The organism is Nocardia abscessus, from assembly GCF_015477775.1.
GTDB lineage: Bacteria > Actinomycetota > Actinomycetes > Mycobacteriales > Mycobacteriaceae > Nocardia > Nocardia abscessus_A.
The window spans coordinates 940502-955542 of the sequence record NZ_JADLQO010000001.1; the positions used below are offsets into that span (position 1 = coordinate 940502).

At 67.9% G+C, this 15041-nt stretch carries 11 protein-coding genes; 6 read left to right on the forward strand and 5 right to left on the reverse strand.

What is annotated here, in order from left to right; all coding sequences use genetic code 11:
• Positions 1 to 6: 6 nt before the first annotated feature.
• From IU450_RS04395 to IU450_RS04405, 3 genes are read right to left on the reverse strand one after another with little or no spacing between them, the layout of a single operon-like run.
• Positions 7 to 1875 (reverse strand): ABC transporter ATP-binding protein, encoded by a 1869-nt coding sequence (locus IU450_RS04395; protein WP_195148429.1) that lies wholly within the window; start codon positions 1873 to 1875, stop codon positions 7 to 9.
• Positions 1872 to 2792: an ABC transporter permease gene (locus tag IU450_RS04400; protein ID WP_195148430.1), complete on the reverse strand. Its 921-nt coding sequence runs from the start codon at positions 2790 to 2792 to the stop codon at positions 1872 to 1874. Before IU450_RS04400 ends, IU450_RS04395 begins: the two co-directional genes overlap by 4 nt.
• Positions 2789 to 3766 (reverse strand): ABC transporter permease, encoded by a 978-nt coding sequence (locus tag IU450_RS04405; RefSeq protein WP_195148431.1) that lies wholly within the window; start codon positions 3764 to 3766, stop codon positions 2789 to 2791. Before IU450_RS04405 ends, IU450_RS04400 begins: the two co-directional genes overlap by 4 nt.
• Positions 3767 to 3920: 154 nt before the next feature.
• Between IU450_RS04405 and IU450_RS04410 the strand changes: the two genes are divergently transcribed.
• Positions 3921 to 4760 (forward strand): HAD family hydrolase, encoded by an 840-nt coding sequence (locus IU450_RS04410; protein WP_181723818.1) that lies wholly within the window; start codon positions 3921 to 3923, stop codon positions 4758 to 4760.
• 148 nt (positions 4761 to 4908) lie between these two features.
• Here IU450_RS04410 and IU450_RS04415 read toward each other — a convergent pair whose 3' ends face one another.
• Positions 4909 to 7485 carry an N-acetylmuramoyl-L-alanine amidase gene (locus IU450_RS04415; protein WP_195148432.1) on the reverse strand — a complete coding sequence of 859 codons (2577 nt, stop codon included), beginning with the start codon at positions 7483 to 7485 and terminating at the stop codon, positions 4909 to 4911.
• 426 nt (positions 7486 to 7911) lie between these two features.
• On the opposite strand from IU450_RS04415, the gene IU450_RS04420 reads away from it, so the two are divergent.
• From IU450_RS04420 to IU450_RS04430, 3 genes are all read left to right on the forward strand, one after another.
• Positions 7912 to 9390, forward strand: coding sequence for a SpoIID/LytB domain-containing protein (locus IU450_RS04420; RefSeq protein ID WP_228833938.1), 1479 nt, complete (start codon positions 7912 to 7914; stop codon positions 9388 to 9390).
• 994 nt (positions 9391 to 10384) lie between these two features.
• On the forward strand, positions 10385 to 11143 hold the full coding sequence (locus IU450_RS04425) for a MerR family transcriptional regulator (RefSeq protein ID WP_195148433.1): 759 nt from the start codon (positions 10385 to 10387) through the stop codon (positions 11141 to 11143).
• A 217-nt stretch (positions 11144 to 11360) separates the two neighbouring features.
• Positions 11361 to 12041 (forward strand): hypothetical protein, encoded by a 681-nt coding sequence (locus IU450_RS04430; RefSeq protein WP_195148434.1) that lies wholly within the window; start codon positions 11361 to 11363, stop codon positions 12039 to 12041.
• 42 nt (positions 12042 to 12083) lie between these two features.
• On the opposite strand, the gene IU450_RS04435 is transcribed toward IU450_RS04430, so the two are convergent.
• A complete protein-coding gene (locus IU450_RS04435) occupies positions 12084 to 12719 on the reverse strand; it encodes a TetR/AcrR family transcriptional regulator (protein WP_195148435.1) in 636 nt (211 codons plus the stop codon).
• A gap of 107 nt (positions 12720 to 12826) precedes the next feature.
• Here IU450_RS04435 and IU450_RS04440 point away from each other — a divergent pair, with 107 nt between their 5' ends.
• Together IU450_RS04440 and glf are read left to right on the forward strand one after the other, a co-directional pair.
• On the forward strand, positions 12827 to 13549 hold the full coding sequence (locus IU450_RS04440) for an SDR family NAD(P)-dependent oxidoreductase (protein ID WP_195148436.1): 723 nt from the start codon (positions 12827 to 12829) through the stop codon (positions 13547 to 13549).
• 259 nt (positions 13550 to 13808) lie between these two features.
• Positions 13809 to 15035 (forward strand): UDP-galactopyranose mutase, encoded by a 1227-nt coding sequence (gene glf / locus IU450_RS04445; protein WP_195148437.1) that lies wholly within the window; start codon positions 13809 to 13811, stop codon positions 15033 to 15035.
• Positions 15036 to 15041: the final 6 nt, after the last annotated feature.

A 15041-nucleotide genomic window follows, 5' to 3' on the forward strand; every position in this document is an offset into this window, starting at 1 on the left:
CCTTCCCTACCGGTTCACGGCCGGCACCGGCACGGCGTCGATCAGCGCCCGCGTGTATTCGTGCGTCGGCGCCGCGAAGATCTGCTCGGCGGAGCCGTATTCCACGATTTTGCCCCGATACATCACGGCGATGTGGTGTGCGAGGTTGCGCACCACCGACAGATCGTGCGAGACGAACAGGTAGGACAGCCCGCGCTCGGTCTGTAGATCGCGCAACAGGTTCAGCACACCGGCCTGGATCGAGACGTCCAGCGAGGAAACCGGTTCGTCGAGCACCAGCAGTTCCGGGTCCAGCGCGAGCGCGCGGGCGATGCTGATGCGCTGCTTCTGGCCGCCGGAGAAGTCGGCGGGATAGCGGTCGGCATGTTCGGGGCGCAGGCCGACCTGCTCGAGCAGTTGCGGGACACGGCGTGCGATTTCGGCCTTCGGACGCCCGTCGATGCGCAACGGCTCGGCCACCGCGTCGAAGATCGGCAGGCGCGGGTCGAGCGAGGCGGTGGGGTCCTGGAAGACGATCTGCATCTTGCGGCGGATCTCCCGCTTGCGCGCCTTGCCCAGCGACGCGACGTCGCTGCCCATGATCTCGATCGCGCCCGCCTGCGGGGTGACCAGATCGAGGATCTGGGTGAGCGTGGTGGACTTGCCCGAGCCGGACTCGCCGACCAGCGCCAAGGTGCGCCCACGGCGCACCTCGAAACTGATGCCGTCGACCGCCCTGATCTCGCCGGTGCGGCGGCGCAGCACCACGCCCGAGGTGATCGGGAAAACCTTCACCAGGTCCGAGACCCGCAGCACCACGTCCGACTCCACCTCGGCCTCGGCGTCCGGCTCGGAGATCTCGCTGCGGTAGGCCTCGAACAGCGCGTCGGTGCCGACCTCGGCGGTCCGGATGCAGGCGGCGGCGTGCCCGGGTTCGATCGGCTCCAGCGGGGGTTCCGCGGCGGTGCATTCCTCGATCGAGACCGGGCAGCGCGGCGCGAACGAGCATCCCGGCGGCAGCGCGTGCATGGCGGGCGGTGCGCCGACGATCGGGATCAGCGGGCGCCGGGCCGGGCCGTCCATGCGCGGAATCGAGCCGAGCAGTCCCACGGTGTAGGGCATCCGCGGTGCGTTGAACAGGTCCGCGGTGGTGGCGGTTTCGACGATCCTGCCCGCGTACATGACGGCTACGCGGTCGGCCAGCGTCGCGGCGATGCCCATGTCGTGGGTGATCATGATGACGCCCGCGCCGGTGATGTCGCGTGCCTTGCGCAGCAGGTTCAGGATCTGCTTCTGCACCGTCACGTCCAGCGCGGTGGTCGGCTCGTCGCAGATGATCAGCGCCGGATCGTTCGCGATCGCCATCGCGATGACCACGCGCTGACGCTGACCGCCGGAGAACTCGTGCGGAAACGCCTTGGCCCGCACCTCCGGATCCGGGATGCCGACCAGGTCGAGCAGCTCAACCGCGCGCTTCGCGGCTTCGCTCCTGCCCATCTTGCCGTGGGCCAGCAGGGCTTCGGCGATCTGATCGCCCACCCGGTACACCGGCGTGAGCGCGGAGAGTGGGTCCTGGAACACCATGCTGATGGCGCTGCCGCGCAGCTTGGACAGTTCGCGATCGCCGAGCCCGAGCAGTTCGCGTCCGCGGAACCGGATGGAACCGGTGATCCGCGCCTGCTCCGGCAGCAACCCCATCACGGCCAGCGAGGACACCGACTTGCCCGAACCGGACTCACCGACGATGGCGAGCACCTCGCCGTCGGACACCGTGTAGGTGACACCGCGGACGGCGTCGATCCGGCCCTCCTCGCTGGGGAAGGACACCCGCAGATCGGTGATCTCCAGCAGCGGCACGGTCGAGGCCGTCTGCCCGGTTGCTCCTGCGCTCGTCATGCTTTCGCCTTCTTCTTCGACCGAGCCCGCTTCGCGCCGGGGTCGAACGCATCGCGCAGTCCGTCACCCACGAGGTTCGCGCACAGCACGGTGATGATCAGCAGACCACCCGCGAACAGGAACAGCCAGGGATAGGTCAACGCTGATTTGGTGCCCGCGGCGATCAGCGAGCCGAGCGACACATCCGGCGGCTGGACACCGAACCCGAGGAAGCTCAGCCCTGTTTCGGCCATGATCGCCGAGCCGACGGTGAGGGTGGTGTCGATGATCAGGATCGAGGCGATGTTCGGGATGACGTGACTGAGGATCACCGTGCGGGTGGGCGCGCCCATGTACCGTGCGGCCCGGACGAATTCGCGATCACGCAGGCTCAAAGTCAGGCCGCGCACGATCCGCGCCGAGATCATCCAGCCGAAGCAGGACAGCAGGACGATCAGCAGCAGGATGGAGCCGCTGCCCTTGGTGCGCGGCGCGAACAGCGCGATGATGATGAAGCTCGGAACCACCAGCAGCAGATCGACCAGCCACATGATCGCGCGGTCGGTCCACCCGCCGAGCAATCCGGCCAGCGAACCGGCGGTGGCCGCGATGGTGGTGGACAACAATGCGACGCACAGGCCGATGACCAGGGACTTCTGCAATCCGCGCAGGGTTTGCGCGAGCACGTCCTGACCGATCTGGGTGGTGCCGAACGGATGCTCCAGGCTCGGCGGTTTCAGCAGGGCGGTGTAGTCCAGTTGCTGGTAGTCATAGGGCAGCAGGGGCGGGAGCACGAAGCTCGCGACGAACAGCGCGATGAGAATCGCGCCACCCGCGACGGCCGGCTTGTTGCGCAGGAAGCGCCGCAGGACCAGCTTGCGCCGTCCGGTCGCGGTGACCTCGGGGGCGCCTTGGACGATGATTTCGGCTTCGGTCATCCCACACGCACCCTCGGGTCGAGAATCGCGTACACGATGTCGGACAGCAGACCCGACACCAGCACGACCAGGCCGGCGAACGCGGTCACCGTCACCACCACATACAGATCCTGGGCGTTGATCGAGTCGACCAGCCACTCGCCGACGCCGTGCCAGCCGAAGATCTTCTCGGTGAACGTGGCGCCGGTGATCAGCCCGCCGAGACTGTAGGCGAACAGCGTGGCCATCGGAATCAGCGCCGTGCGCAGGCCGTGCTTGTACAGCGCCTTGCTGCGGGTGAGACCTTTCGCTCGGGCGGTGCGGATGAAATCGCTCTGCAGCACGTCGAGCATGGCGTTGCGCTGGTAGCGGCTGTAACCGGCCATGGCCCCGAGGGCCAGCGCGGTGGTGGGCAGCACCAGGTGCTGGATGCGGTCGAGCAACTGCGGCCAGAACCCTTCGATCCTGTTCGCCGACGTCTCGCCGGTATAGAGGAATATCTGCGATCCGGTGAGCGAATTGATCTCCAGCGCACCGTATTTCAACAGCGTCGCGAGCAAGAACACCGGCGTGCTCAGCACCAGCAGTGAGATCACCGTGGTGAAATAGTCGCTGAACTTGTATTGCCGGATCGCACCCGCCGCACCGATCAGCACGCCGAGCACCGTGCCGACCAGCGAGCCGACGATCAGCAGCCGCAGACTCACCGCCACCCGCCGCGGCAACTCCTCGCTCACCGGCTGACCGGCCAGCGTGGTGCCGAAGTCGCCCTGCGGAATGCCCTTCAGCCAGGTGAGATAGCGCTGCGGGATCGGATCGTTGAGATGCAACTCCTCGGCCTTGGCGTCGATCACTGCCTGTGGCGGGCGCGGGTTGCGTTGTTCGAGACTGTCCAGCGGCCGGAACGTCAGTGACGCCAGACTGAACGTCAGGAACGAAGCCAGCAGCAACAGCACGACATAGTTGAGCGCGCGTCGTAGCAGGAAGCCGGTCATCAGTCCTCTGGTCTTTCGGCTGGGCGGGCCAGCGTCGGTATTAGCCCCCGATCATAAGGACGTGGTCGGCGGCGCGCGTGCCACACGACATCCGGGCATGTCCGGGGCATGGCCGCACACGGGGCCGGGGACGATGCGGGAGTCGTCCGGCAGGATGGAATGGGTGACGCCCCTGCACCTGCCCAAGCCGAAGATGGTCGCCACCGATGTGGACGGCACGCTCATCGATCACGACGAGCGGGTCACCGCGCGGACCAAGGCGGCGGTAGGCGCCCTCATCGCCGACGGTGTGCCGTTCGTGCTGGCCACGGGGCGTCCGCCGCGCTGGATCGATCCGGTGGTGCAGGGCTTGGGGTACGCGCCGCTGTGCGTGTGCGGCAACGGTGCGGTGATCTACGACAGCGCCGCCGACCGGGTACTGGCCAGCATGACGTTGGACGTGCCGACGCTCGCTTGGCTCGCCGACGTCGCCGAGCGGGCGCTGCCCGGCTGCGGTCTCGCGGCCGAACGCGTCGGCGAGAGCGCGCACGACGCGGTGACCCCGCAGTTCGTCAGCTCGCCGCAGTACGAGCACGCCTGGCTGAACCCCGACGACACCTCGGTGGCCCGCGAGGAGGTCATCGACGCGCCCGCCATCAAGATGCTGATCCGCCTGCCGGGCGCGCGCAGCTCGGACATGCGCACGGTGCTCGCTCCGCTGATCGGTGAACGAGCCGACATCACCTACTCGACCGAGCACGGACTCATCGAACTGTCCGCGCCCGGCATCACCAAAGCCGCGGGCCTGTCCGTGGTCGCCCAGCGACTCGGCGTGGACGAGGCCACCATCGTCGCGTTCGGCGACATGCCCAACGACGTCCCCATGCTCACCATGGCCGGCCACGGCGTCGCTATGCGCAACGCCCACCCCGAAGCCCTCGCCGCGGCCGACGAGATCGCCGAATCGAATTCCGACGACGGAGTCGCACGCGTCCTCGAACGCTGGTGGGCGTGAGGTGACTTTGCGTTGCAGCGCCGCGAACGGGCGATGCGCGGCGCCTTGGTCGACAAGGAATGCGGCTCGCGCGGGCGGTGAAGCGTCCGGAACGACCCGGAGCCCGCGCACGGTGCGCGGGCTCCGGATCAGGTCGGGTCGTTCGCGATCAACCTTCGGGAGATGGCGATGAGTTGGAGAACGTGTCTCCGGCAGGGGCGGCGACCTCGGGTGCCGGAACGTGCGGTCGCGGGACGGCATCCGGCTTGTGCGCGCCTGTCGGGGACGGACCGAGCGAGCCTGGAGCGCCTGCCTCTGCGGGTTCTCGGGTGAGCGGGGCCTGTGCCTCGGGACCGATCGGAGTTCGGGTGCCTGCCTCTGCCGACCCTTCGGTGAGTGGCGTCTGTGCCTCGGGACCTACCGGTGTCGGGGTGCCTGCCTCTGCGAGTCCTTGGGTGAGTGGGGTTTGCGCCTGGGGACCTACCGGAGTCGGGCCGCCTGCCTCTGCCGAGCCTTGGGTGAGCGGGGTCTGTCCCTCGGGACCTACCGGAGTCGGAGCGCCCGCCGGAGCTTGGCCGAGTGGGGTTCGTGCCTCGGGAGCAGCGCCGATCGAGGGTGCGGGGGCACCAACCGGAACCTGCGCACTGCCCGGAGCCGGTGCACGACCCGGAACCGGGGCGCTCACCTGGGCCGCGACGGGGTTGCGGCTCATTTCCGCCTGATAGGTGTCGTTGTAGGTCTTCCACACCGTTGTGACGATGCCGGTGAGCTGGTTGAGGATCAGTGAGCCGTGCTCGAAGTCGGCGCGCAGGCCGTCCGGGACCGGGTAGGCGTTGCGCAGCGGGAGGCCGAGGACGCCCGCGTCGGCGCCGAGTTGCAGGAAGCGGTCCAGAATGGTGCCGAGCACCTCGACGACCTGCCCGTCCGCCGCGGTGTAGACGAAGCCGTTGGAGAATTGCGCGTACTGCTGGCCGTGCACGGCGGGCAGCACGTCGGATCGCACCGGTCCGAGCGGTCCGTTCGGCCCCCCGGACTGCGACCAATGCCGGGCGATGATGTTGTCGTGCACCATGTTCAGCAGCTTGGTGGTGAGCGCTGCGAGGGCCGCCACGTCGGATTCGCTGGGTGCGAGGGGTTGGCTGTCGTGTGTGCCGGGCGCGCCCGGCGCACCGGCGGCGATGTCGCGGATCCGATCCATCAGCGCGTACGCGGCATCGCCGGGGCAGGTGGTGTTGCCGACGTCGCGATGCGCGAAGACGATCGGCAACCGCACCGCTTCGCCTTGGGCGTACGGGGTGAAAGAAGTGCCCTCGGAGTACATCGTGGTGTGGCCTTTGGGATCGAGTCCGGCCACCTTGGCGCGCCAGCCCACGAAAGTCCCGAGCGCCTCGATCGACGCCTCGGTCGGTTGCTCGGACTCGTAGTTGCCCATCAGGGCCACGCCCGAAGTGTTCTCGTTGAACCCACCCGCGTGCGCACCCTGCACCGGGCGGTCGAGGCCGCCGAAGCGTCCCTCGAAGACCTGGCCGTACTTGTCCACCAGAGCGTTGTAGCCGATGTCGCACCAGCCCAACGTTTTCGCGTGGTAGGTGTAGATCGCGCGGACGATCCCCGCCGACTCGGACTTGCTGTAGTCGTTGCGGCCCGCCGTGTGGTGCACCGTGACGCCGCCGATGTGGTCGTCGTAGGTCGGCTGATCGCAGCGGATGGATTCGTCGGCGCCCCATTGGGCGCGGGTGATCACGCTCGGCCCGCCGGGCAGCTCCGCGGCGACGTTGTGCAACGCGCCGTCGCCGGCGCCGCGGCCCGGATCGATGAGCACGGCGGTCAGGTCGGCGGGCTGCTGGGCAGCGTCGTCGGAGCGCGGGACGGGTTGCCGGGCCGGGTCACCCGCCTGCGCGGCCGGGTCGTCCACGATGGGGGCGGTCCCGGCCACCGGCCGGATCGTCCCTGCCGCCGCCTGCTTGCGCGTGACGAGGACCTGGACCGCGTTGGTGTCGCCGACATAGATCGGTTCGGTGCCGTTGGTCGCGCCCGGGCCGGAGCGGTCGGTGCGATGAGTGTCGACCGGTTCGGCGTCGTACCAGGGCCCCCACGTGCCGTCGGGCTGCCTTGCGCGGATCGTGGCCGTGGTGTCGGCCAACTCCTTGGCGGTGAGCGCGACCATGCTGAAGGGAGTCTCACTGGAGAGTTCCTTCACCTGCGCCCCAACTTGGCTCATCAGTTGGGGGGTCACGGCGCCGGGAGACAGCGCGGGCGTGTCGGGCGTAGTGCCTGGCTGGAGCCGGGCGGGATCCGCGATGAAGCGCACACTGCCCGGTGCGCGTTCGGGAATCGGCTGAGCAGGGGAATTCGGCCTGTCCGATGTCCGGCTCGAAATGTTCGGGCCGGAGGTTTGGACGGAATGGGAACTGGGTAGTCGCATTTCTTCCGGCCGCGGCACGCCCGGTGCCGGGGGTGATCCGTCGGCAATCGGAATGGACTCCGGAATCGGCAGCATGCGCAGATCGGAAAGACGCAGATCAGGCAGGCTCAGCCCGGTGAGTTCACGCAGCGGCAGCACGATATCCGGCGCGTGCGTGAGCGCGACCTCGGCGAGTTCGGCCGGTACGGCGGCCGGTCCGGTGTTGGTGGCGCTGCGGTAGTCGGTCGAATCGGCGAGCGCGAGGGTGGCGAGCGGGGCCGCTACCGCGAGGGTCGTGACTACCGGGAGCACGTAGGAGCGTTTCGGTTTGCGGTACCGCACGAGCGTCTCCAATCAGGTCGAACCGGCGATCACCTGCGATTCAGGTTGCTTCCTGATGTATCAATGATCACAATAGCCACAATTGTCACATAACTAAACCTCTTGTTGAGGATTATGTGATTGCTTGAATGTAACTCTTGGATTGCTACCGCATCTACATACCTGCCGGATCGATCCGCACCGGAAACCGTGGGAGTGAACGCATGCGCCGTGATCCGAACGCCAGGGGGCATTAAAATGCTGGTGAGAGGTATTTTTGGGAGACCTGTACGCGGGGTGCCGCGTCTGCGGTCGAGTGTCAGGTCGATGGCTCACCCCTTGTTGCTCTTTGGAGTCCTGCTAATTGCTACTGCGGGGGTGGCGCTGTCTGCTGTGCCAAATGATGTCCCGTTTCGGACACTGGCTGGTCCCGGACATGGGCGGGGCATGAGCCAGCTGGGCGCGTTCGAGAACGCTCGTGAGGGGTGGTCGGCCGAACGCATCCTCGCGCATTTCTACCCCGGCGCGGCGCTCGCCACCATCGTGCCGACGGCCGTTCGCGTCCGGCTCATGGAGCGGGACGACTCGTCTCTCGACGTCTTCGCCGCTGCCGGTCTGCGCGCGGGCGGTCGGGAGGTCGCGCCCGGCCAGGTAGCGCATCTGACGCCGCTGCCGGGTGGCGGCGCGAACGTGGCGGTGACGGTCGGCTGCGACGGTGACCTGCTGTGGCAGGCGCAGACCGATGATCCGTGGATACATCCGATCGATTCGCGGCCGAATCGGCCTGCGGCAGAACATCTCACGCTGTGCGGCGGCTCGGCCTACCGCGGTGCGCTCGGGGTGGCGCTCGAGGAAGGCGCGGCCCGCACGATCAACCAGGTGGACGTCGAGGACTATCTGCTCGGCGTGGTTCCGGCCGAGGTGCAGCCCAACTGGGCGGACAAGGGCGCGCAAGAGGCGCTGCGCGCCCAGGCTATCGCGGCGCGCTCGTATGCCCTTGCCGAACAACGTTATCCATACGCTCAGACCTGCGATACCACCGCGTGTCAGAGGTACCCCGGTACCGCGCAGGAGGATCCGCGCACGGCAGCCGCCGTCGCTGCCACGGCGGGCGCAGTCCTGTTGCGCGAAGGCCGGATCCTGCGGACGGAGTACTCCGCCGCACCCGGTGGCGGGGAACCCGCGGACATCCAGACCATGGCCGTCGGACCCGCGCCCGCCGAGCTGGTCACCACCGCGGCCCCCGACGATCCGCGCGAGCAGGCCGCCGCCGAGTCCGCCATCGACGCCGAGTACCGCCGGATCGGCGGCGCGAACAGCGCCATCGGTACGCCGCTCGGGCCGGAGATGATCCTGCCCCGGCGCGCGGGCACCTACCGGCTCTACACCAACGGCGTCATCATCGTGACTCCCACGCTGGGCGCACAGGTCGTGGACTACTCCCGCATGCTGCAGCCGGTGCCGGAAGCCACTGAGGGGCAGGACATTCCGTCTGCGCCGTTACCTGGCAGTGTGCCTTCTCCGGTCGCGGTCACGCCTGGCGTGGCCCAGCCCGGTGCCACCGCACCCGGCGGTGCGTCCACGCCCGGCGGTGCTACCGCGTTCGACGGTGCGGCTCAGCTCGGCGACGAGGCTCTGCCCGACGGTGCGGCTGCACCCGATGCTGCGGCTCAGCCAGGTGGTGGGGCTCGGCCTGGCGGTGCGGCTCAGCAAGGTGGTGTGGCTCAGCCAGGTGGTGCGGACCAGCAAGGTGGTCTAGCTCAGCGCGGTGGTCCGGCTCGGTCTGGCGGTGTGGTTTTGCCTGGTGGTGCGGCTCAGCTCGGCGGTGCTGCTGCACCCGGTGGAGTGGCTACGCCGGGCGGTGGGGCTACGCCTGGTGGCGCTACTACGCCTGGCGGTGCGGCTCAGCCTGGCGGTGCGGCTTAGCCACGTCATCGGGCTCAGCCTGGTGGTGTGGCTCAGCGACCTGACGCGATGACCCCAGGCTGAGGCGCAGCAACCAGGCTGAGCCGCACTCCCGAGCTGGAGCCGGACCCCAAGGCTGAGCCGGATCAGTGTGGTTTCGCCTGGTGGTGCGGCTCAGATCGGTGGTGCTGCTGCACTCGGTGGAGTGGCTCAGGCCGGCGGTGGATACGTGGTTGGTGGCATCGCGCCTCTCCGGGTTTCATCACGGAGTGGGCAGTCGCCCGCCGGTGCGGCTCTCCCTTCGCCTGTGGAGCCTGCTGGCTCGTCACGATCCGCAGGAGCTGTGGCCCGTCTCTCCGCCTGTCTCGTAGGCTGCCGTCCCGCTAGTGCGGTGCCATAGGGGCGTCGGCCGTGGACGGTTGCCGGGGCGGCACACGCCGATGTGCGGGCCCGCCGAGTCATCCGGCCGACACAGCGCCGCTGGGTACCTCGATCGTGAGGCCGATGCCAGGCGACGCGAGTTTCGCGGCGATGGCTCGGGCGCACGTGATAATCGCGTCGGGGCCGCCACTCCCTCGTAGTCGCGAGAACGGTGTGGATTGGCCCGCCTCATCGAGACGAGCGGTGCATGGGCGCAGGCTGTCTCGATCCTCGTCGCGGATGCTCACTCCGGACATATGTTGCCGAGTGACTCAGCCGACGCGCAGCAAACCGGTCAATCGCTGACGGGAGGTGCGGTGCAACGGCCGTGAGCAACCGCTGCCCGTTCGCCATGGGCGGCGCACTGCTCGGCCAAGCAGTCGGCGCGCTGCTTGGTCAAGCGGTCGGCGCGCTGCTTGGTCTAGCGGTCGGCGCGCCGCAGGCGCCGGCTCGTCCCGTACCGTCGCGCGCCCTCGTCGGCCCTGCTCCGGCACTGCGCTGAGCGTCGAAAAGTTCCTGCTGAACAGGGGTTGACCTTGACGTAACGTCAACTTGCAAGCTGGTTACACCGACGAGAGAGAAGGGAGGACAGGTCGTGGAAACCGGGGAATGGTCCATTCAGGATCTGGCGAAGGCGGCCGGTACCACCAGCCGCACGCTGCGCCACTACGGGCAGCTGGGGTTGTTGCCGCCCAGCCGGATCGGCGCCAACGGTTACCGCTATTACGACCAGGACTCCCTTGTGCGGTTGCAACGCATCCTGCTGCTGCGGGAACTCGGCCTCGGCCTTCCGGTCATCGCCGAAGTCCTCGCCGGAGAGCAGGGCACCGCCGCCGCGCTGCGCACGCACCTAAAACTGCTGCGGCAGGAACAGGATCGGATCCGGCGGCAGATCGAGTCGGTGCAAACCACGCTGCACAAGACGGAAAGAGGTGAACAACTCGTGGCAGCAGAAGTTTTCGACGGCTTCGACCACACGAAGTACAAGGACGAGGTGATCGAACGCTGGGGCAAGGAGGCCTACGAGAGCGGCGACCGCTGGTGGCGCTCGATGTCCGACGCGGACAAGAAAGCTTTCCAGCAGACCCATCTCGACATCGCCGCCGACTACGGTCGCGCACGTGCCGGCGGGCTCGCGCCCGACGCGGACGAGGTGCAGGCCATCGTCCAGCGCCACTACGAGTGGATCGGCATCGGCTGGCAGGGCCGTCCGGTCGTGAAGGAGGCCTTCGTCAACTTGGGCGAGATGTACGTGGCCGACCCACGTTTCGCGGTCAACTACGACGTGCACGGCGCGGGCACCGCCGAGTTCGTGCGCGACGCGATGAAGGTCTACGCCGAGCAGCGGCTGTAGAGCACAACCATCCGACGGCCGGTACAAGTGCACGTGTACCGGCCGTCATCCGTGCGGCAATCGAACGCCGCCCATTCCACTGCACGAGTCGCTTTCTAGTCGGTAATGGGTCGGGCGGCACGGTAAGGTTCGATGCCAAGGGGGCTCGATGAGCAATTCATACATTCAGCCTGGGTTACCGGGCGGCAGCGGAGCGCCGTCGACGTGGCACGGGGCGGTGGCGGTGATCGCGGCCTGTCTCGGCGGCGGCGGAATCTGCGTCGGTGCATTGTTCGGCATCAAGCAACTCAACCGTTCGGCCGGCGGAATCCCGGACGCGACCAAGGATTTGCACGCCTGGTGGGTCGCGTCCCGTATTCGTGATGTGCAGGAGATCTTGCTCGCGGTATCCGCGCTGCTGGCGGTGATCCTGGTCGCCGGTGCGATCCTGCTGCTGCTCGGCAAGTCGGCTGGGCGGCCCGCGGTGCTGATCGGCTCCACATGGGGATTCTTGGGCGGCCTGATCGCGGCGACCTATGGCGGAGAGCACGGTTTGGCGGCGCAGTCGGCTGCCTCGCCCTTCTACCTGATCATCGGGGCGGCTCTCTGCTTGGTCGCGCTCGTCACGATCGCGACGAGTCCGCCCGGCCGCCCCACGGCTTCACCCGTGCGCGTGCCGCCGCTGTCCGGTCACGAACCGCCGGCGTCGCTGTCAGGTCACCAATCACCTGCGTCGCTGTCTGGTCACGAACCGCCAGCGTGGCTGTCTGGTCACCAACCGCCGGCGTCGCTGTCTGGTCACGAACCGCCGGCGTCGCTGTCAGGTCACCAATCACCTGCGCCGCAGTTCGGTCGCCAGCCGCTGACGCCGCAGTTCGGCCAACACCCACCTGCACCCCAGTCGCGACCGCCCCACTGACGCGCGGTCCGCCCGCTCGACGCGACACCGGTCATGCCATCACTAGGCCCGCTCGTCGTCGCGCCCGAGCGCCTGCATCAATTGGTCTTCGGTGATCGGCGGCACCGGAAGAGGATGAGCGGCCTCCGCGCGAAGGCCGTCGAGTATCAGGCCGAGGTTGCGGCGCCAGGCTTCGGGCGCGATCTGACTCGTCGCCTCCACGATCCTGGTGTGCGACCAGGTGATGAAGGCGATGTCCTCCAGTACCCAGTCGGTGCGCAGAACTCCGGCTTCCTGTGCGCGGGTGATGATCCGGCGCATCAGGCCGTGGCCGTATTCCTGGGCTCGAGCGATGGCGTGGCTGGGTGCCGCCCGTACGGCGAGTTCGCTGAGCAGCCGGTCGGCGGCTTGCAGCGCGCAGACCTGTTCCACCAGGTAGACGAACGACTCCCAGGGGTCGTCGATGGCCAGCGCGGCTTCGGCGATGCGGCTGCCGGCTTCGATCCGGTCCTCGACCGCTGCCGCGATGAGGTCGTCGCGGGTGGGGAAGCGGTTGTAGAGCGTGCCGATGGCGACCCCGGCGCGGGCGGCGATCTCCTTCAGCGGTGCGTCCAGGCCGCGTTCGGTGAAGACGGCGCGGGCGGCGGTCACGAGCGCGTCCCGGTTGCGCTGGGCATCGCTGCGTAACGGCTTGTCCACGGGCCGATCCTACAAATCGGGAGCTGCGAATATGTTGAGCATAGGTTCAACTTAGGCTAACGTCGAGAGCGAACTTGAACCATTGCTCAACTTATCCGGGAGTGGAAATGACCAAGACCATCGCGATCTTCGGGTACGGCCCCGGCCTCGGGGTCGGCACCGGGCGCAGATTCGGACGCGAAGGGTTCCGTGTGGCTGTCATCGGGCGCGATCCGGAGAAGGCGCGGCGGCATGCCGAGGACTTGACGGCCGAAGGGATCGAGGCCGCCGCCTTCCCCGCGGACGTGACCGTCGCCGCGCAGGTCACGGGCGTGATCGAGAAGATCGAGGCGACCCTCGGGCCGATCGACGTGGCGATGCACGGCGCGGCAGGCGAGATGAGCGACCGGCGGCCCTCCACCCTGGAGGTGGACATCCCCTCCCTCGACGCACCCTTCACGCTGAAGCTGCACTCACCGATCCTGATGACGAGGGCGCTGGCGCCGGGCATGGTGGCGCGAGGCGACGGCGCGCTGTTGTTCTCGTCGGGCTCGTCCGAGCATTTCGTGGCGCCCTACCTGGCGAACTTCGGCATCGCGCTGGCCGCGCAGCGCGGTTACCTGCGCCAGCTCGAGGTGGAACTGCGCGGCACCGGCGTCTACGTCGGGCTGCTCAATATCGGCGCGCTGATCGACCGCAGCAAAGCCGCGCAGATCGTCGACGAGCACCCGGAAGTGATTCCCGAGGGCCTCGAGATCGTCCGGATGAGCGGCGACGAACTCGGTGACCACTACTGGCGGCTGTACACCGAGCGGGACAAGGTCGAACTCGACGTAGGTTTCCCGGCCTGAGCGCGGCCGACGCGAGGGAAGGCCCCTGGATCGCGTCGGGTCGGTGGCGACCGATGGAAACGGAGTACACCGTCGAACGGGTGCGATCGTTCGGCCAGGGGAGTAAACAGCCCGTCGGTTGCCGACGGAGCCCATTTCGGCAAACATCGGGCGAAATCGGGAGGTCGGAGGCGTGAAATCGGGTGCGGTGAGCGGTGCCGCTCAGCGCACTTCCGACTCCACCCGGACGCGGCCAGGACTTCCGATACTCTGGGCTCCCGTGACCGTCGCATCGTCCCCGGGTAACTCCGTCCATTCCGCCTCACAGTTCGATCTGATCGTCGTCGGCTCCGGATTCTTCGGGCTGACCGTTGCCGAACGCGCCGCCACCGTGCTGGGTAAACGGGTTCTGGTGATCGAACGGCGCCACCACCTCGGTGGCAACGCCTATTCCGAGCCGGATCCGGAAACCGGGATCGAGATCCACAAGTACGGCGCCCACCTGTTCCACACGTCGAACAAGCGGGTGTGGGATTACGTCACGCAGTTCACCGAGTTCACCGGCTACCAGCACCGTGTCTTCGCGATGCACAAGGGTCAGGCCTACCAGTTCCCGATGGGCCTCGGTCTGGTCTCCCAGTTCTTCGGCCGCTACTTCTCGCCGGAAGAAGCCCGCGAGCTGATCGCGGAGCAGGCCGCGGAGATCGAGACGAAGGACGCGCAGAACCTCGAGGAGAAGGCCATCTCGCTGATCGGCCGCCCGCTCTATGAGGCGTTCGTGCGCGACTACACCGCCAAGCAGTGGCAGACCGACCCGAAGGAGCTGCCCGCGGGCAACATCACCCGGCTCCCGGTCCGCTACACCTTCGACAACCGCTACTTCAACGACACCTACGAGGGCCTGCCCCGCGAGGGCTACACGAAGTGGCTGGAGAACATGGCCGCCTCCGACCTGATCGAGGTGCGGCTGAACACCGACTGGTTCGAGGTGCGCGAGCAGTTGCGCGCCGAGAGCCCGGACGCGCCCGTCGTCTACACCGGCCCGCTGGATCGCTACTTCGACTACCGCGAGGGCGAGCTGGGCTGGCGCACCATCGATTTCGAGACCGAGGTGCTGCCGGTCGGCGACTTCCAGGGCACCTCGGTGATGAACTACAACGACGCGGACGTGCCCTACACCCGCATCATCGAGCCGCGCCACTTCCACCCGGAGCGCGAATACCCCACCGACAAGACGGTCATCATGCGGGAGTACTCGCGCTTCGCGCAGACCGGTGACGAGCCGTACTACCCGATCAACACGCCGGAGGACCGGTCCAAGCTGCTGGCCTACCGCGAGCTGGCCAAGCAGGAGACCGCCGCGGCGAAGGTCGTCTTCGGCGGCCGGCTCGGCACCTACCAGTACCTGGATATGCACATGGCGATCGGCAGCGCGCTGAGCATGTTCGACAACGTGCTGCGGCCGCACCTGGCCGACGGCGCGCCGCTCGTGGACCAGGAGGCTTAGAACGCC